Origin of the sequence: Sphingobacterium tabacisoli, assembly GCF_017908035.1 — a bacterium.
Classification (GTDB): Bacteria; Bacteroidota; Bacteroidia; order Sphingobacteriales; family Sphingobacteriaceae; genus Sphingobacterium; species Sphingobacterium tabacisoli.
In genome coordinates this window covers 1367847-1385977 of the sequence record NZ_JAEQMU010000001.1, presented here as the reverse complement: position 1 = coordinate 1385977, position 18131 = coordinate 1367847, and the positions used below count along the sequence as shown (strand labels likewise).

General features: G+C 42.7%; 19 protein-coding genes. 14 read left to right on the top strand and 5 right to left on the bottom strand.

Annotated elements, in window-relative coordinates; genetic code table 11:
* The first annotated feature begins 103 nt into the window (after positions 1 to 103).
* Both JKG64_RS05790 and JKG64_RS05785 read left to right on the top strand, forming a co-directional pair.
* Positions 104 to 1168, top strand: a complete 1065-nt coding sequence (locus tag JKG64_RS05790; RefSeq protein ID WP_210353375.1) for a hypothetical protein — start codon at positions 104 to 106, stop codon at positions 1166 to 1168.
* Positions 1169 to 1172: 4 nt separating this feature from the next.
* Positions 1173 to 1838: a response regulator transcription factor gene (locus tag JKG64_RS05785; protein WP_210353374.1), complete on the top strand. Its 666-nt coding sequence runs from the start codon at positions 1173 to 1175 to the stop codon at positions 1836 to 1838.
* A 59-nt stretch (positions 1839 to 1897) separates the two neighbouring features.
* Here the strand turns inward: JKG64_RS05785 and JKG64_RS05780 are convergent, their stop codons facing one another.
* Entirely contained in the window at positions 1898 to 2365 is a 468-nt protein-coding gene (locus JKG64_RS05780) for a PA2169 family four-helix-bundle protein (protein ID WP_210353373.1), read from the bottom strand.
* Positions 2366 to 2576: 211 nt separating this feature from the next.
* Between JKG64_RS05780 and JKG64_RS05775 the strand changes: the two genes are divergently transcribed.
* The 7 genes from JKG64_RS05775 to JKG64_RS05745 all read left to right on the top strand — a co-directional run bounded on the left by JKG64_RS05775 (position 2577) and on the right by JKG64_RS05745 (position 10234).
* Entirely contained in the window at positions 2577 to 2747 is a 171-nt protein-coding gene (locus tag JKG64_RS05775; RefSeq protein ID WP_202102695.1) for a hypothetical protein, read from the top strand.
* A 9-nt stretch (positions 2748 to 2756) separates the two neighbouring features.
* Complete coding sequence (locus tag JKG64_RS05770; RefSeq protein ID WP_210353372.1) at positions 2757 to 3962, top strand: NAD(P)/FAD-dependent oxidoreductase; 1206 nt, start codon at positions 2757 to 2759, stop codon at positions 3960 to 3962.
* A 150-nt stretch (positions 3963 to 4112) separates the two neighbouring features.
* Positions 4113 to 5261, top strand: coding sequence for a porin (locus JKG64_RS05765; protein ID WP_210353371.1), 1149 nt, complete (start codon positions 4113 to 4115; stop codon positions 5259 to 5261).
* Between the two features lie 140 nt (positions 5262 to 5401).
* Positions 5402 to 6832 carry an anion permease gene (locus JKG64_RS05760; RefSeq protein ID WP_021072000.1) on the top strand — a complete coding sequence of 477 codons (1431 nt, stop codon included), beginning with the start codon at positions 5402 to 5404 and terminating at the stop codon, positions 6830 to 6832.
* A gap of 13 nt (positions 6833 to 6845) precedes the next feature.
* Positions 6846 to 7502 (top strand): succinate dehydrogenase cytochrome b subunit, encoded by a 657-nt coding sequence (locus JKG64_RS05755; protein WP_202102692.1) that lies wholly within the window; start codon positions 6846 to 6848, stop codon positions 7500 to 7502.
* A gap of 17 nt (positions 7503 to 7519) precedes the next feature.
* On the top strand, positions 7520 to 9436 hold the full coding sequence (locus JKG64_RS05750) for a fumarate reductase/succinate dehydrogenase flavoprotein subunit (RefSeq protein ID WP_210353370.1): 1917 nt from the start codon (positions 7520 to 7522) through the stop codon (positions 9434 to 9436).
* 51 nt (positions 9437 to 9487) lie between these two features.
* Complete coding sequence (locus JKG64_RS05745; protein ID WP_210353369.1) at positions 9488 to 10234, top strand: succinate dehydrogenase/fumarate reductase iron-sulfur subunit; 747 nt, start codon at positions 9488 to 9490, stop codon at positions 10232 to 10234.
* 282 nt (positions 10235 to 10516) lie between these two features.
* On the opposite strand, the gene JKG64_RS05740 is transcribed toward JKG64_RS05745, so the two are convergent.
* Positions 10517 to 10900: a hypothetical protein gene (locus JKG64_RS05740; protein WP_202102689.1), complete on the bottom strand. Its 384-nt coding sequence runs from the start codon at positions 10898 to 10900 to the stop codon at positions 10517 to 10519.
* 164 nt (positions 10901 to 11064) lie between these two features.
* Positions 11065 to 11343, bottom strand: coding sequence for a DUF4342 domain-containing protein (locus tag JKG64_RS05735; protein WP_210353368.1), 279 nt, complete (start codon positions 11341 to 11343; stop codon positions 11065 to 11067).
* A 184-nt stretch (positions 11344 to 11527) separates the two neighbouring features.
* Here JKG64_RS05735 and JKG64_RS05730 point away from each other — a divergent pair, with 184 nt between their 5' ends.
* Together JKG64_RS05730 and ispE are read left to right on the top strand one after the other, a co-directional pair.
* Entirely contained in the window at positions 11528 to 12760 is a 1233-nt protein-coding gene (locus tag JKG64_RS05730) for a DEAD/DEAH box helicase (protein ID WP_210353367.1), read from the top strand.
* Positions 12761 to 12768: 8 nt separating this feature from the next.
* Positions 12769 to 13575 (top strand): 4-(cytidine 5'-diphospho)-2-C-methyl-D-erythritol kinase, encoded by an 807-nt coding sequence (gene ispE / locus JKG64_RS05725; RefSeq protein WP_210353366.1) that lies wholly within the window; start codon positions 12769 to 12771, stop codon positions 13573 to 13575.
* A gap of 31 nt (positions 13576 to 13606) precedes the next feature.
* Here the strand turns inward: ispE and JKG64_RS23240 are convergent, their stop codons facing one another.
* On the bottom strand, positions 13607 to 15727 hold the full coding sequence (locus JKG64_RS23240; RefSeq protein ID WP_210353365.1) for an ATP-binding response regulator: 2121 nt from the start codon (positions 15725 to 15727) through the stop codon (positions 13607 to 13609).
* A 156-nt stretch (positions 15728 to 15883) separates the two neighbouring features.
* On the opposite strand from JKG64_RS23240, the gene JKG64_RS05715 reads away from it, so the two are divergent.
* From JKG64_RS05715 to JKG64_RS05705, 3 genes are read left to right on the top strand one after another with little or no spacing between them, the layout of a single operon-like run.
* Positions 15884 to 16432, top strand: a complete 549-nt coding sequence (locus JKG64_RS05715; protein ID WP_210353364.1) for a YeeE/YedE family protein — start codon at positions 15884 to 15886, stop codon at positions 16430 to 16432.
* 4 nt (positions 16433 to 16436) lie between these two features.
* Complete coding sequence (locus JKG64_RS05710) at positions 16437 to 16847, top strand: DUF6691 family protein (RefSeq protein WP_210353363.1); 411 nt, start codon at positions 16437 to 16439, stop codon at positions 16845 to 16847.
* Positions 16848 to 16855: 8 nt separating this feature from the next.
* Positions 16856 to 17488: a Crp/Fnr family transcriptional regulator gene (locus tag JKG64_RS05705; protein WP_210353362.1), complete on the top strand. Its 633-nt coding sequence runs from the start codon at positions 16856 to 16858 to the stop codon at positions 17486 to 17488.
* 51 nt (positions 17489 to 17539) lie between these two features.
* On the opposite strand, the gene JKG64_RS05700 is transcribed toward JKG64_RS05705, so the two are convergent.
* A complete protein-coding gene (locus tag JKG64_RS05700; protein ID WP_210353361.1) occupies positions 17540 to 18118 on the bottom strand; it encodes a PhnA domain-containing protein in 579 nt (192 codons plus the stop codon).
* Between the last annotated feature and the right edge of the window lie 13 nt (positions 18119 to 18131).

Here is an 18131-nt window from a genome sequence, read left to right as displayed (position 1 = left end):
TAACAGGTATTTAATAGGGGAGAATGGGTTTGGTTTTTGCTTCTCCACCATATTACTCCGTTGCTATGCTAGGTATTGGAGAAGGTATTAATCTTTCGAGTGGATGGAGATACACAGAAAACAAAAGGAACAGGAACTCTTTGAACGGTCAAAGCTGATGATAAACCATCGGCCGAACGAAGTTTTCGTTATGAAAGAGGTATTTCCACACGGGGCTCAGGGCAGAATGCTGTTGAACAATGCCTTTGAAATAACCGACGCCAATGGCCAGGTCTTGGAGCGAATGGGGTATGTCGATAAAAAGGATGTTTTAGGAAAGGGCTTTTTTGATCTTTTTGCCGGAAAAGAGAAGATGCGTTTGCAGCATTTTTTTGCGCATACCAACTTCGAATATCTTACGGTACTATCTTATATACAGTTGCGCAAGAGCAAAGGAAGTACAAAATGGATCAGTGTATATGGTAAGAAGGAAAAATTGGACGAGCAAAGTTGGGGCTATGGCATTGTTTTTTTGGATGAAGAAGATAGTTTTGCAACATTGACGACGGATAAATTCGATACCTTGTACCGTTCTTTTTTTGATATGTATGAAGCCGAGCTGGCGCAGATCGGACTGACACTACGCGATGATGTGGCACAGGAACTTTATGCGCTACGAGTGAGTCTGCAGAATTTTATAATTTCAAACGGTTATGAAGATGAAATATCCGTGTTGAAGAAAAGATTGAATGATACGATTAGAAAGATTACAACGCTTTCTAATGATCTGCTGCCGAATGTGTTTGTACACGTAGGCTTTTTGCCCGCGATGGAAGATATGGTGTTTGGTGTAAAACGATTGGGTTACGATCTGCGCTATAAAATAGACGCACGTATAGTCGACAAGTCACCTGAGTTTCAGTTTTGCTGCTACCGTGTGGTGCAGGCATTATTGCAAAGCTGGAAGTTGAATGCCCGCCCTTACGAGGCTTCCCTAACAATAACCGTAAAAGGGAACAAAATAAATATTAACTTAAGTGAATCTAGGGGAGTTGGAGAGGAGAGCTTTCAGCACTATCCCGAGTCTGTATTGCACAATGTGCACAATAGGATCGGTCTATATGACGGTACTCTGGAGGTAAATCGTGTTTCGGAAAGCAGTCAGGTATTAATAACGATGTATAACTAACAGTATGATTAAGATAATTTTGGTAGAGGACCATCTGGTGGTCCGCAATGGAATAAAGTTATTATTGGATACACAAGAGAATATGGAGGTGATTGCCGAAGCTAATAATGGTAAAGAGGCAATTGCTTATTTGGCGGAAGGAGTGGTCCCGGATGTTATTATTACAGATATCAATATGCCGGGTATGGATGGGCTGCAACTGACTGAAAAACTGGTGGAGCAATACCCAGATATAAAAATTATTGTATTGTCGATGTTGAATAATACGCAGAATGTCGCACAGGCATTTGAGAAAGGTGCTAAAGGCTATCTCGTAAAGAATGTGAGTTACGATGAGTTACTCTTTGCGATAGCACATATCGGTAACGGAGGCCGTTATCTCTGTGAGGAGCTTGCGATGCTCTTGTTAGAACGTGTTATTGCGCAACCTCCGGCATTTGGGGGGGACGAGCGTGAGGAGGGAGGAGCAGATGGAATTGAACTCAGTGAGCGTGAAGTGGAGGTGTTGCAGCTGATCAGTGATGGATATACCAATGTGGAAATAGCGGATAAATTATTCTTGAGTAAACGAACGGTCGAAGGACATCGTCAGAACCTGATCGAAAAAACGGGAGTTAAGAATTCGGCTTCTTTGATTAAATACGCGGTCGTAAATAGGTTGGTAGAGTAAGGATATACGACCATTTATATAAAGTGGTAATATATCCTTACTTGATCTTTAGGAATCCATTATAGATCAATGTTGTCCCGCAATTCTTTGATGTGGTCATGTGCTTCGAGCTGTAAGTTTGCCTGGCTCTGGATAATCGAAAGAATGGCAGACGAGGTTTGCGCGTGCTTTGTCATCCCTTCTTTATAGACTTTTTTGAATTCATCCTCCCCACGCTCGCAGCTCTTGAGGATTGCTTTTACTGTATAAGGAGCTACTGCAGATTTAATTTCCATCCATGTTCTGAATAGTTTACCGCTGGTACGGGTCTCTTCTGTGGGCATGTCACCCTCGCGGATAACCAAAGGCTTTAGTTCATTTTTAAACTGAATAGACTGATCGCGGTATTTTTCAAAAACATCCTGTAAGCCATAGTTGCCCTCTTCGGGCAATAGAGAAATTGCTTTTTCATAGCCTTCGATACGATCGTTGTTTATTTCTATTAGTTGATTTAAAAGGTCTGCTGTGTCTTGATGTAAGTTTTCCATATCGTTATTTTTTTGTTTGCATAGAGGACAGCTATAGGAGCATATAGTTGAGGGATGACTCGAATAGGGGTATTAGTTACGGGAGATCAGGTAAAAGTTCGGTGGGAGGCACCGTATTAACTGCTGCTTAGGGAGAAGTTTGCGTAAGTTCATGAGGTGGTAAAAACTAAATAGGAATTGAGCTGTTCATTTTACACAAAAACTTAAGACCATGGAAACGAACGATAAAGAAGAATATGAGGGACAGGTACCAGAGGTGGTAAAGAATGAACCGGATGATAAGCCAGCAGGAAAGGGAATTATGTGGGCGATTGCTATTGCAGTAGTAATATTGGCCATTATCTATTTTGTGTTTTTTAAAAATGACGTAGGCTTTGATTAGGTAAAACTTATGGACTTGAAATCACCGGAGCCTTTTTGGCTTGTAAAAAATGGTTTGCTGGATTCTTATCCTTCCCTGAAGGAGGATATAGAATGTGAAATTCTCGTGGTAGGAGGAGGGATAACAGGGGCGTTGATTGCACATCAATGTATTGCTGATGGCTATGATACTGTTCTAATCGATAAGCGGGAGATTGGCTACGGCAGTTCGTCTGCGACAACCTCTATGTTGCAGTATGAAATTGACGTGCCACTTTATAAGCTGTGTGAGCTCATCGGTGCGGAAAAGGCCTTGTCAAGTTATATAGCCTGTTCAGAGGCTATTGACCAATTGGAAGATATTAGCCAGGAAATCGCTTCAAAGGCTGGTTTTGTACGGAAGGAGTCACTGTATTTTGCAGCAAAGCGAAAAGACGTTGCCGGTTTGAAGAAGGAGCTGGAAGCACGTGCAGCGGGTGGCTTTGATGTAGAATGGATTTCGAAGGAGGATTTATCCCAGCGTTTTGGATTAGAAAAGACGTACGGAGGTATTCTGTCTCAACAAGGGGCTAGCGTAGATGCTTTCTGTCTATTGCATGAATTATTGGCTTATAACCATAAGCGGGGATTGCGGGTCTTTGACCGGACGGAACTCAAAAAGGTGAGGCACCGTAAAGAGAATAGTCTCTGTACGGTAGGTACCGGAGCAAAGATTCAGGCGCAGAAAGTGGTGTATTGTGTGGGGTACGAAAGTAAAAGCATGATCAAGGAAAAGTTCGTGAACTTATTGAGTACGTATGCCATTGTCTCAGAAGTCGATGCAGATGCCTGTAAACCGATCAGAAATCTACTGGTCTGGAATACAGATGCACCCTATATCTATATGCGTTGTACGGACGATGGGCGGGTATTGATAGGAGGCGGTGACGAAAAATTTAGCAACCCAAAAAGGAGGGACGCCCTATTGGCACGTAAGGCGCGTAAACTCAGCAATAGTTTTGAACGCTTATTTCCTAAAAGGACATTTTATACTGACTTTTCATGGACAGGTACGTTTGGCGAGACAAAAGATGGGCTTCCGTATATTGGACCCCATCAAGACTTTAAAAATGCTTACTTCGTGCTGGGATTTGGAGGTAATGGCATTACTTTCTCTGTGGTGGGCATGGAAATGCTTTCTTTTTGGCTAAAGGGGAAGGTGCATCCCCTACAGGAGGCATTTGCCTTTGGTAGATAATACAGTCCATATAAGATGTTTCAGCTTGTCAACCGTTACTTTCCGTAACGGTTTTTTTATAATTAATATTTTTTTAAAACAATTTGATGACAATTCATGTATCTACTATAACCAACTACTATATGAAAAACTGTAACTGTGTATTAGCCTATGAAAAGAACATGTCTTTACCTTGTTTTTTATTCCTTGATCGCCTTGCTGGGGCCTGCATCTGTCTATGCGCAGGTACCGGATAGCACTTGGGGCAAAAAATTTGAAAATTACCCGACATTCAAGTTTAAAGGATTGTTTCAGGCTCGTTATGTGGTGAGCACTAATGAGGATGTAGATGTGGGAGGGCAGCATCACGAGGACCGTTCTGGAACTAGTAATTCTTTTGCGCTGAAGTATATGCGCGCGCAGGTGCAGGCTAAAATAAGCCAACGTACGGAGGTCGTGGCACTGGTAAATCTTGCCGATTTTAAAAATGATCCGAAGACACGTGTATTGGAAAATGCCTATCTGAAATACACGTTTAGTCCTAAAGCGGCGATAACTGTGGGACAGTTCAGGCCTTGGTTTGGTATTGAAGAAACAATTCCGGCAGACATTATTAAGTCATTGGATTGGTCGAACCAATACAGCGAATTTGGTAAGCTAGGTTGGACCAGCTTTCAGATAGGAGCTTCAATCGGAGGGACCCTGCATCTGGGAAAGATGCCCTTTCAATATGCAGTCTCGGTAGTCAATGGAAATGGAAAGAACCAGGTCTCTGACAGCGATAACGGGAAGCAATACATGACGCGTTTAGTTTTTGGACTCTCGAAAAAATATGGGGTGAATATCGGGGTGAACGGTGGTGTCGGAGAGGTCATTAAAAAGAATGTATATGCCTGGGGGGCGGATGTTGTTGGCAATATTCCTTTTTCGGCCAAATGGAATCTAGACCTACAGCTGGAAGGTAAGCAAGCGACTAATCATGCGCTGTACAAAACTATTCCCGAGGAAGATCGGGCAAGTGATATCAATAGTTATCTCGTACGGGGTGTCTACTTCTTACCCAATTTGCGTTATCAGATCAGACATAAAAACTTAGGATCCATAGAGGCTTCCTGCCGTTATGAGTACCTGGATAGAAGCTTTAGCAGGGATTCTAATCCGCGGCAGACGCTGACTCCGATGCTGGGATTAGAGTTTTTGAAAGATTACGGTGCCCGTATACAGATCGGAATGCAGATGGACCGCTATAAGCATCAGGTAGCCAATACGACTACTTATAACGGCAACTTGTTTATTGTACAGGTTCAGAGTAGGCTTTAATGAAAGAGAAATAAATTATTTATATATGAAATATCCATGTAGCAGCAACTGCACAAACAGGAATGAATATAGTTTGGATATTCCATATGACAGATAAAAGACAAACCGAGCTTGCGAGCTCATGAAATAATTATTTACATATGAAAGAAATAAACATCAAGAGAGTAGGGATTACCTTTTTAATTGCGCTGGCGCTTTGGTTTATCCCCGCACCTGAAGGGGTGACACCTGAGGCCTGGCATCTGTTTGCCATATTTGCCTCTACAATTCTGGGAATCATCCTCAAGGCAGCCCCTATGGGGACAATGTGTATGATGGCCATCGGTTTTACGGCATTGACACAGGTACTTGCTCCGGGCAACCCAGGTGCTTCTATTGTAAAGGCATTGAGTGGTTTTGGCGATAAGGTAATCTGGCTGATCGGTATTTCCTTTTTTATTGCCCGTGGTTTTATTAAGACGGGACTCGGAAACCGGATCGCTTTCCTTTTTATTAAGGTATTTGGTAAAAGTTCGCTCGGACTAGCGTATGGATTGGGCTTGGCAGATATGTGTTTAGCACCGGCGATACCGAGCAATACAGCACGGGGAGGAGGGATTATATATCCAATCATGAAGTCCATGGCGATGAGTTTTGGGTCTGTACCCGATGATCCGAAGACGCACCGTAAGCTAGGTTCTTTTTTGACACTCAATAGTTATTACATGAACTTGATTACCTCGTCGATGTTCCTGACGGGTACAGCCAGTAATCCGATGTGCCAAAAGTTTGCTGCCAATCTGGGGGTTGATATCACCTGGATGTCCTGGGCGGCGGCTGGTTTCATCCCTGGTCTTGCGGCATTTTTTATCGTACCGTTGGTGATGTATAAAATATACCCTCCCGAATTGAAGAAAACTGGTGATGCGCCTAAGATGGCGAGTGAAAAGTTGAAAGAAATGGGACCGATAAAAGTCAACGAATGGCTGATGTTGCTTGCATTTTTTGTGTTATTGGCGCTATGGATTTTTGGCGGAGCACTTTCCATCGATGCGACGACTACGGCATTTATCGGATTGACGTTGTTGTTGTTGACGTCGGTTCTGACCTGGGAAGATGTGAAGGCGGAGAAAGGGGCTTGGGATACGATCGTATGGTTTGCTGTACTGGTGATGATGGCCAGCTCGCTCAATGAGCTCGGTTTTATAGGCTGGTTTAGCGACTTGGTCAAAGTGCAGATCGGCGGGCTCAGCTGGATGGTAGCTTTTCCGGTGATCGTATTGGTCTACTTTTTCAGCCATTATATTTTTGCTAGTGCTACAGCTCATGTGGCGGCTATGTATGCGGCCCTACTGAGTGTGGGGATATCTTTAGGTATACCAGGAATGCTGCTGGCGATGATGCTGGGGTTCATGGGCTCGATCTATGGCGTGCTGACCCATTATGGACATGGGCCTGCACCGGTGTATTTTGGTAGCGGCTATGTCGAGCTGAAAGCCTGGTGGCTAAGGGGACTGGAAATCGGTATTCTGCTGCTGGTGATCTATATGGCCGTGGGTGGATTGTGGATGAAAGTAATTGGTTATTATTAAAATATGTATTGCGATGTTGACAACATTATCTCGTAAAATGCTTTTATGTCTGACTGGACTTTTTCTGGGGTTCTTTCTAATTATACATTTATTAGGAAATCTACAGTTGTTCCTGCCGGTAGAAGAAGCCCGCCTACAATTTAACTGGTATTCTCATTTTCTATCAGGCAACGGATTGATAAAGATGGTTTCGTATGTGCTTTATCTCAGTATTATCGTCCATGTGATAGATGCCTTGATTATTACCTCAAAAAACAAAAAGGCTGCTAAGCCCTATCAAAAAGACCAAAGGGGGCGCGCCAGTAAGTGGTATAGCCGTAATATGGGCGTGCTCGGTACGCTGATACTGATCTTTTTGGTCATTCATTTTCAGAATTTTTGGTACGTATACAAATTTGGGACACTACCGGTAGATAGCAATGGAAATAAGGACCTCTACCAGTTGGTTGTGACTACATTTCAGGAATGGTGGTATGTGGTTATTTATGTATTGTCCATGGTGGCACTGTGCTATCATCTCATTCATGGGGTGCATAGTGCGCTACGTACCCTGGGGGTATTTCATCCTAAATATGTACGCTGGATAAAGGTTGCAGGTGCGGTATATGCGATCCTAGTCTGTGCAGGATTTGCCATGATGCCTATTTATATATTTATCACTACGGGTTAAACTTAAGATTGAATAGAATGAACTTAGATGCTAAAATCCCTGAAGGCTCGTTGGAGCAAAAATGGGAGAATTTTAAGAAAACGGCTAAGTTGGTCAATCCAGCAAACCGTAAGAAATTGGAAGTTATTGTAGTCGGTACAGGACTGGCAGGGAGCTCGATTGCGGCTTCGCTGGCCGAGATGGGGTACCAGGTGAAGGCTTTTTGTTTTCAGGATAGCCCAAGGCGGGCGCACTCTGTCGCCGCGCAGGGAGGAGTGAATGCAGCCAAAAACTACAAGAATGATGGCGATAGTGTGTACCGAATGTTTGTAGATACCTTGAAAGGAGGGGATTTTAGGGCCCGTGAGGCAAATGTATACCGTATGGCGGAATGTTCGCTGAATCTCATCGACCAGGCGGTGGCGCAAGGGGTTCCTTTTAGTCGGGAATACGGTGGCTACCTAAATAACCGCTCTTTTGGTGGGGTACAGGTGAGCAGAACTTTCTATGCACGCGGGCAGACAGGACAACAGTTGCTTCTAGGCGCTTATCAGGCATTGATGCGACAGGTTGGAAAAGGAGCTGTAAAGCTGTATTCGCGGCATGAGATGCTGGATCTGGTATTGGTAGATGGAAAAGCGAGGGGGATCATCGTGCGTAACCTCGATACCGGAGTTTTGGAAAGGCATGCCGGTCATGCGGTTATTTTAGCTACGGGCGGGTATGGGAAGATCTATTACCTGTCGACATTGGCAATGGGCTGTAATGGTTCTGCGATCTGGCGTGCACACAAGAAAGGGGCCTTGATGGCTAGCCCAAGCTGGATACAGATCCACCCGACTTCCCTGCCACAGTCAGGAGACTATCAGTCGAAGCTGACGCTCATGTCCGAATCGCTCCGTAATGATGGACGGATATGGGTGCCGTTGAATACGGGTGAAACAAGAAAGCCAAATGATATTCCCGAAAATGAACGGGATTATTACTTGGAAAGAAGGTATCCTGCATTTGGAAACCTGGCGCCCAGGGATATATCTTCTAGGGCTGCTAAAGAACGGATTGATGCTGGTTTTGGAATCGGGCCACTGAAGAATGCGGTGTATCTTGATTTTGCGAAAGCCATCAAGGAGCAGGGACGCGCTAAGATTGAGGAAAAGTACGGGAACCTGTTTGATATGTACCGTAAGATTACGGGATTTGATGCTTACGAAGAGCCGATGATGATTTCACCCTCTGCGCACTTCTCTATGGGGGGACTGTGGGTAGACTATGAGTTAATGACTACGGTACCTGGACTGTTTGCTTTGGGAGAGGCTAATTTTGCAGATCATGGTGCCAATAGATTGGGAGCCAACTCCTTGTTGCAGGCCTCGGTAGATGGGTATTTTATAGCGCCTTATACGGTAGCGAATTACCTGTCGGGGGATATACATACCGGAAAGATCGATGATCAGCATCCAGCGTTTGATAAGGCACAGGAAGCCGTAGAAGCAAACCTCAGGAAGCTATTGGCTATTGCAGGAAATAAGACGGTGGACTATTATCATAAGACATTAGGGAAGATTCTATATGACTATTGTGGCCTGGCACGTAATGAGGCAGGCTTGAAAGGGGCTATTGTGGAAATCAGAAAACTTCGTGAGGATTTTTATAAAAATGTTAAGATACCTGGGGACTCCATTACGATGAACAGTGAATTGGAAAAGGCAGGGCGCGTATCTGATTATTTAGAGATTGGTGAGTTGATGTGTTTTGATGCATTGAGCAGAAATGAGTCCTGCGGTGCGCATTTCCGGGAAGAATATCAAACTGCAGAAGGTGAAGCCATGCGGAATGATGCTGAGTTTCAGTTTATCTCCGCTTGGGAGTGGGCGGGGGCGGACGCTGATCCGGTCCTGCATAAGGAGGAACTTACATTCGAAGTATTAAAGCCTATTGTGCGCAGTTATAAGTAACATTAAAAATCAGACCGATCTGGCAACAGACGGCTCAGAAAGGAATTATATATGAAGTTAAATCTTAAAATTTGGCGTCAGAAAGACCGGGAATCACAAGGTAAATTGGTTGATTATGTGCTAGAGGATCTAAATCCACACATGTCATTCTTAGAAATGTTGGATACCCTGAATGAACGCTTGATACTGACGGGGGATGAACCTGTCGAATTTGACCATGATTGCCGCGAGGGAATATGTGGACAATGTGGAATGATGATAAATGGTATTGCGCATGGACCGCTCCAGAATACGACTACCTGCCAGTTGCACTTACGGTCTTTTACAGACAATGAAACTATTTTTATAGAACCTTTTAGGTCACAGGCTTTCCCTATAAAAAGAGACTTACGGGTGGATCGTTCGGCATTTGATCGGATTATTTCAAGTGGAGGATTTGTATCTACGAATACTGGACAGGCTCCTGATGCGCATGCATTGCCGGTTAGTCATCAGGTTACTGAAGAAGCATTCGATGCGGCCGCTTGTATAGGTTGTGGTGCCTGTGTGGCGACTTGTAAGAATAGTAGTGCCGCCTTGTTTACGTCGGCAAAAATAAACCATCTGGTACTGCTCCCTCAAGGTAAAGAGGAAAGGCAGGAAAGGGTGATCCGGATGGTGGAGCAGATGGATGCAGAGGAATTTGGACACTGTTCGAATACCGAAGCATGTGAGGTGGAGTGCCCGCAAGGTATATCGGTTCTGAACATCGCACGGATGAACTATGAATACAATCGGGCGCTGACGCGGAGAAAATAATTGGGTTAAGGAAGTAATTATTAAAAAGAGGAAGGTGATTTACATCGCTTTCCTCTTTTTTGTAGTTTTCCAACGCATAGAAGACTACTTATTAAACATGTATAATTTTGAAAAATCTAATTCTACTTTGTGTATCAGTCGGTCTGAAGTTTGAAATAAAGGTTTTCAAACGGGGAGAATGAAAACCTTTAATAACCAATTATAAACCTAAATTATGATGATACAAATATAGTGTATTTATTACACTAAGTAAAGTTTTTTTTGTATTTTTTTTGATACGACTTAACGTTTGCAATCCGCTAGCCAACCTCTGCCATCTTTTGTAAAGGCAACGGATAGGTTGGAAGCTGTTACTGTAATGGTACCGATGCCATTATCGCTGAACATAATGGTGTTGTTATCTCCCTTTTTCATGGTGATATCTTTGATGCTCGGAATGCCATTTGAAAAGTTAAATGAGTACGTGTCACCAATCTTGGTGACCGTTACCGAACCATTTGTTGATGGAACATCGGTGTCTCCGTCTTTTGTGCTTTTAAAGGAAACCGTACCTTCGTACTTCCCAATAAATAGGTCATTGTCCGCTGGATCGTCATCTTTGCTGCATGATGCTAAAGTAAATACTGCAATGAACAATAGGCTTAAGATTTTAATTGTCGTTTTCATATGTGTGTAATTAAGTTGTGTGTTATAAAACTGATGTCACACGCATAGGACAAGTAAGGTGCCATTCGGTTCATCTCAACATTGATCTTAACACATAATTAACGAAATTTTATTTCTTTTCGATAAACTATAGCAAGCATTCAAGATTGCAGGTCGTTCCGTTTTTACTTAGAATCTATTGCCTTTTGGCCATTGATGCTATCCTGGATCTCACGTTCGACAGTTACTTTAATCACACGAAGTAAGACTAGTGCAACGATTATAACAGCTACGAAAGGAAAGATTATACCGATGAGCAATCCAAATATCAGTGGAATACTTAACCATTGTTTACCTTCGCTGGAGGATACAGTAAGTTTGCTGTCCTGTACTGCTTTGAAAATGTTCTGAACACCGCTTGTTATGTTCTCATTATTGAAATCAAATGTTGTTTTAGTAGCCATATCTTTTTGTTTTTATTGTTTGTATAGTCCAAAGGTAGTATGAATGATGAATCTGGCACAGCGTAAATAGGTTAGCCCGTAGAGCGAGTCGGTAAATCTGGAATTTTGGTCGGTAAAGAGCGCGGGATTATTGCCTAAAAATTAGTAACTTCGATTAATTTTATAATATAGATATTTCAATACATTGAGATTTGACGAATTTGGCTTCATCCCTACGTTGGAAGAAGGGCTCGATACCATGGGCTTTGTAGAAGCGACACCCATACAAGAACAGACCATACCGGTTATATTGGATAATGAAGATGTAATAGCTTGTGCGCAGACAGGTACAGGTAAGACTGCGGCATATTTGCTCCCTATTTTACATAAGAATGGGCTGGAGCCAAGAGAACGAGTCGATACCATTATACTGGTGCCGACACGGGAACTGGCCCTGCAGATCGACCAGCAGGTTATGGGACTGGGGTATTTTACAGGTACGACTTCTATAGCTGTATACGGTGGAGGAGACGGTATGGGCTATGAGCAGCAAAAAAGAGCTATCCGCGAAGGAGCTAATATTATTGTAGCGACACCTGGTCGTCTGATCAGTCATATGAGTTCGGGTAAGTTTGATTTTACGCATCTAAAACATCTTATTCTCGATGAAGCAGATACGATGTTGGATATGGGTTTTTACGACGATATTATCCGTATCATCAGCTACCTGCCGCAAAAAAGACAGACGTTGTTGTTCTCTGCTACCATGCCGACCAAAATCAGGGGACTGGCAAAGAAAATCTTAAACAATCCGAAAGAAATAAACATCGCAATATCCAAGCCTTCTGAAGGGATAGATCAGCATGCTTACCTCGTCTATGATGAACATAAGAATGCGCTGCTACAGCATATTCTTAGAGATCCGAAGTATAGCACTGCGATTGTATTTGCCTCTAAAAAGGAAATCGTCAAAACATTGGCCCGGGATCTGAATAAAAGTGGTCTGGCTGTAGAAGGGTTCCATTCGGACCTGAACCAATCCGAACGGGAAGATATTATGAGCCGATTTAGGGCCAAAAAGATAAATGTGTTGATCGGTACGGATGTGATTTCACGAGGGATCGATATTGTGGGAATTAGTTTGGTGGTCAATTATGATGTGCCACCAGATCCGGAGGATTATGTACATAGGGTAGGGCGTACAGCACGTGCGGCAACTACGGGAACAGCGATTACTTTTATAAATGTCAAAGATCAAGGAAAGTTCTCTCTTATCGAAAAGTTGGTTGAGTACGAAATCCGCAAAGAGACATTGCCTGAAGGATTTGAACCAGGACCGGCCTACGAACCTCGGTTAAAGAGCAATAACAAGAGAAAGCGGAAGCCTTTTAATAAAAAAGGTAATTTCAATAGACCGAAGAAGGCTTCTTCGCAATAAGTTTAGCTATGATTTCATTTGCAAACGCTAAAATCAATCTAGGTCTTTTGGTCACTGAAAAGCGGCAGGATGGCTACCATAATATAGAAACGGTGTTCTATCCAGTGAAGCTGTATGACGTGATCGAGCTGACACCAGCGGAAAAAATGACCTTCAAATCGGATGGTTTGTCTATCCCGGGAGGAGGAACTAATCTCTGTGAAAAGGCATTTGAGCTATTGGATGCTGACTATGGGATTGCTCCTATGACTATCCACCTTTTAAAAAATATTCCGATAGGTGCGGGATTGGGAGGAGGGTCTTCAGATGCTGCGTATGTCCTAAAGATGTTGAATGAGGCTAATGAGCTAGGGCTTTCTATGGAACAGCTTAAACCTTATGCAGAGCGATTGGGTGCAGATTGTGCCTTCTTTCTAGAAAATAAACCGGTGTTTGCTTCTGGAATAGGGACGACATTCGAAGATGTGACGGTAGATCTATCTCCGTATTTTATCGCTGTTATAAAACCTGATATTCATATTTCTACGGTAGAAGCTTATCAATGTGTGATGCCGCAGACGCCGGTCTTAGACCTGAAAAGGGCCATTCAACTGCCTATACAGGAATGGAAATATCACCTGGTGAATGATTTTGAAATCGGTGTTTTTGAACGGTACCCCAAAATTGAGAAAATCAAACACGTACTGTATGAAAAAGGTGCGCTATATGCCGCTATGTCCGGATCGGGATCTGCTGTGTTTGGCATTTTTGAGGAAGCAGTGGATTTGCAGGAATTAAAAAATTTGGGAACAGTGTATTATCCGGTTGACCTGTAATACACTGTTCCTTTTTCTATATTAGTTGCGGTTATCCCTTTAACAAAGTCGCAACTAGGTTATTTTCGCTGATAGGCTTGTTGATAATGCCATCAAAGCTGTATTGCTGATTTGATTTTCCTTCTAGAAGCATGTTTTCTGCGGTACATACAAATACCTTTGTATGGGCTATTGCGGGGGTTGACCGAATGCGGTTTAGTATTCCCCAGCCATCCAATTCTGGCATGATAAGGTCGGTTACTACAACATCTACAGGGTTTGATGCTAAGTAGGCCCAAGCCTGTTGGCTATTGTCAAATAAACGTACATTCTGGTTGTTGTTGAACAGTTGCTGTACAAAGAATAGTCCGATACGGCTATCGTCAATAAAGACGATTTTGAGATCTTGTGGCAAGTTGGATACCGTAAGTTGCTGTGACTCGATCGCTTCGATATGGCTCTTCTCTATGGGAATTTCGAAGGTAAAGGTGGTCCCTTTGCCTGCTTCGCTGATAAAGGATATGGAACCTTTGATCTGGTCGCTCAGTATTTTTGAGATATATAAGCCTAATCCAAAACCTCCAGATTTGTTTTTATTGTCAGCGATATAATACTTACGGAAGACCTGGTCTTTTTTATTTTCCGTAATACCGATCCCGGTATCGATGACGCGAATAATGACACGCTGTTTGTCTCCGACTTTTTTTACTTCTGCAGTAACGGTTATCGATCCCTTTTGCGTGTATTTGATGGCATTGGAGATCAGGTTTGAAAGTACCTGTTTGAAACGGAACGCATTTCCCCAAATCATCAGCTGAGGGTCTACTTTGTTCGCGTTTATTAACTCAAGTTTCTTTGTTTCTGCCTGATAATGATGCAATCCTATGCTATCTTCTATCAGCTTATAAGGGGATATGTAACCAAATTTGATATCTAGAGAGCCTGCTTCGAGTTTGCTCAGGTTTAAGATGTCATTTACAGTACTATTGATGACATTGATGTCGTTGTCGATGGTCTGTATGATCTCTTTGTCGATGGTCTTCGCATCGTTGTTGTTTTTTAAGATATTGACCACGCCCTGTAGCGATACAAGTGGCGAACGGACCTCATGACTGATATTTGCCAGTACATTTGTCTTTTCTTCGGCTATCTTCGAAGCGTATTCTTTTTCATCTAGAAGTTTACGCTCGTATGAAGCGACCTGATATTGATAGTAGATCAGGAAAACAATCATGAGTAGCATAATAGCTAGCGCAATGATCAGTTGATTACCAAAGTTGGTCGAGTTTTCTTTATAGAGTGCAAAATCCTGTTCTTCCGCTTTACGGATCCCATCCAGTTCGATTTGTCTCAAGTTTTCAATGCCTATTTTTAAGCTGTTGAGCAAAGAATAGTTGGAGGTAATGAGTTCTTTTTCGGCCTTTTGTAGCTTTCCGAATACGGCACGGAGGTCGCGTAGGTTGTTTCTATAGATTCGCTCATTGGTTGAAATAAGTTGATCTATATTACGTTGTACCAGGTCGATCTGATTGACGTTCAATACTTCATTGGTCTTGTGATTGACAAGCGTATCGTTCTTGGCTTTAAATATCCGATTGAAAAGCCCCTCTTTTTTCTTTACTACGGTATCTTGCTCCTGCTCGACCTTAAGGGTATCCCTTAATATTCTGCTGATGATGGAGTCCGATTGGGTAATCCGTGGCTTTTGGGAAATAGTGTTTGTCCTTGCAGTTAGCGTCTGTAGCGAGTCCTGTGCATAGTAAACAATATCATCAACTTGTTTTTTAAGTTGAGCATATTGCAGTGCCAGGCTACCTTGGCTAATACTGTTGCCGTCACTACTTTTTATAGGATTACTTTCTATAGGTAGCGCTGCCAGCGAGTCGACCACCAATTTGATCGTGTCTAGTTTATTGCGGTAGCCTATGAAGTCATTTTCGTCAAAGCTGATGGTGTACCATCTAAATAGGTTGTCGGCTTCCGTAAAGGTCGAAAATAATTTGTATAATGCTGGAGATTGTAGATTCCCGGAAGAGTAGGCAGCATTGAGTCTACCTTCTACTTTTTTATACTGTAAGTATTGATAGATAAATATCGTACTTAGTATAGCGAATGAAAGGATAAGGCTGAATAGTACTATTCTCCTTAAAGTTAAATTTGATTTGTCTGACACGGACTACGTCTTTTGCAGTATAAAAATGTGTTGGAATTAAACGATTAATATACTGTGTGTTAATTGTTGATTTTTGACGGAGCAAATGTAACAAAAGTAACCGAGTAAATTAAGTACACTGATTATATTTGTGCAAATATGAAATATTTTTTACATATGGAATGGATTTTTAACGCTTGGCCTTGGTATGTGGGAGGTCCTTTGGTGGCATTGATTATGCTAACATTGATTTATTTGGGGAAGAGTTTTGGGTTTTCTTCCAATTTTCGGACAATGTGTGCAATGGCGGGGGCAGGAAAGTCCTGCGGTTTCTTTGATTTTGATTGGCGTGCCCAACGCTGGAACCTATTGTTTCTCCTGGGATCGATCATAGGCGGTTATGTTTCGGTAAATTATCTGTCAGATAATCAGGTTCCCGCAATTTCTGTTGAGACTATTGCTCAATTGAAGTCTATGAATTTTGAGAGCGCAGGGACAGCTTATGTTCCGACCGAGATATATGGTGAGATGTCCTTGACGAATATTGTATTGTTGGTTGTCGGAGGTTTGCTTATCGGTTTTGGGACACGGTATGCTGGGGGCTGTACCTCAGGGCATGCGATATCTGGATTGAGTGATTTGCAGCTACCTTCTTTGATTGCGGTGATTGGTTTTTTTATCGGAGGCCTGCTTATGGTTCATGGCTTGTTTCCCCTAATTTTTTAAGTTTATGAGACAGCTTGTATTTATAGTTTTAGGTGTTCTTTTTGGTGTGGTGATGTATAAAGCGGAGGCCGCATCATGGTTCCGGATATATGAGATGTTCAATTTTCAGTCTTTTCATATGTATGGTTTTATGGGGAGTGCATTGGTTGTGGGTATTGCAGGGGTGCAGTGGATGAAACGTTCGGCGAAGAATGTGGACGGGGAACAAGTTACTGTCGCTCCGAAGCAAAAATCGGTAACACGTTACCTGGTGGGAGGAATTTTCTTTGGATTGGGTTGGGCATTGGTGGGCGCTTGTCCGGGACCTATGTTTGTGCTATTGGGGGCGGGAGTATTACCGATGCTTATAGTGATTGTCAGCGCTTTATTTGGTACCTTTATCTACGGCCTGTTAAAAGATAAATTGCCGCACTAGATATTAATATGCAGATAGAGGAAATTTTAGAGAACTACTATCCTGAACAATTTGAACCCGAACTTGTTAGAGAAATTGCGGAGGTATCACAGTTAAAGCATTTTCGGGCTCAGGATATACTGATAGATATGGGGGAGACTGTTACGGTGATGCCCATATTGTTGGAGGGGGCTATTAAGATTATGCGGGATGACTATGGGGAAGGGGAGTTGTTATTGTATTTCTTGGAGCGAGGGGATACCTGTGCTATGACCATGGCCTGCTGTCTAGGCGACAAGCGAAGTAATATCCGGGCAATAGGGGAGACGGATGGGATGGTACTGATGATTCCGGTGCAAAAAATGGAGGACTGGTTGGCTAAATATCCCTCTTGGCGCAAATATGTGTTCGATAGCTATAATAATAGAATGGATGAGATGTTGGAGGCAATCGACAATTTGGCTTTTAAAGATATGTCGGGTCGACTGAAGACTTATTTGTTGAATGTAGCGACCATCAATAAAGGTAATGTAATCAATAAAACACATCTGGAAATCGCGAATGAGTTGAATACCTCTCGGGTTGTGATCTCGCGGCTGCTGAAGTCCTTGGAGAAGGATGGTTTTCTAGTTCTGAACAGAAATGTAATAACGATCCAGTAGTTGTTTTAGTACAATATAATAAAAAAGGGAACCTTTAGGTTCCCTTTTTTATTATCCTTTACGAAGGTATTTCGTCAGTATGACGATGGTTTGTCCTTCGATCTTTCCTTCTATCTGCTCGGTATTGTCAGGTACTAAACGAATGTTTTTGACTACCGTACCTAATTTGGCATTTAATGAAGAACCTTTTACATCCAAGGTTTTGATCAAGACTACAGTATCTCCTTCGTACAATCTTGCGCCGTTTGAATCCTGATGAAAGTCCACTGTGCCATCTTGCTCATGATCCCCTGTTTTTTTTGCCCACTCTAGGTTTTCATCATCTAGATAAAGGATTTCTAGGTTATCTGCAGCCCAGGCTTCGTTGCGTAGACGGCTCAACATACGCCAAGCAACCACTTGTACCGGAGCATGTTCTGACCACATGGTGTCCGATAAGACTTTCCAGTGCGATGGATTTAGCTGTTCTCTTTTTTCTATCTGGGATTTACATACTTCACAAACCCAGATACTGTTATCCAGGTTGGCATTGGAGGTCGGGGGAACTTCATACTTGGACAAGTCTGAACTGCTTGTACAAAGCTCGCATTGATTTCCACTTCTTTCGGCTAATAAGTTCTCTAAATTCATGCGGTAAAGATAC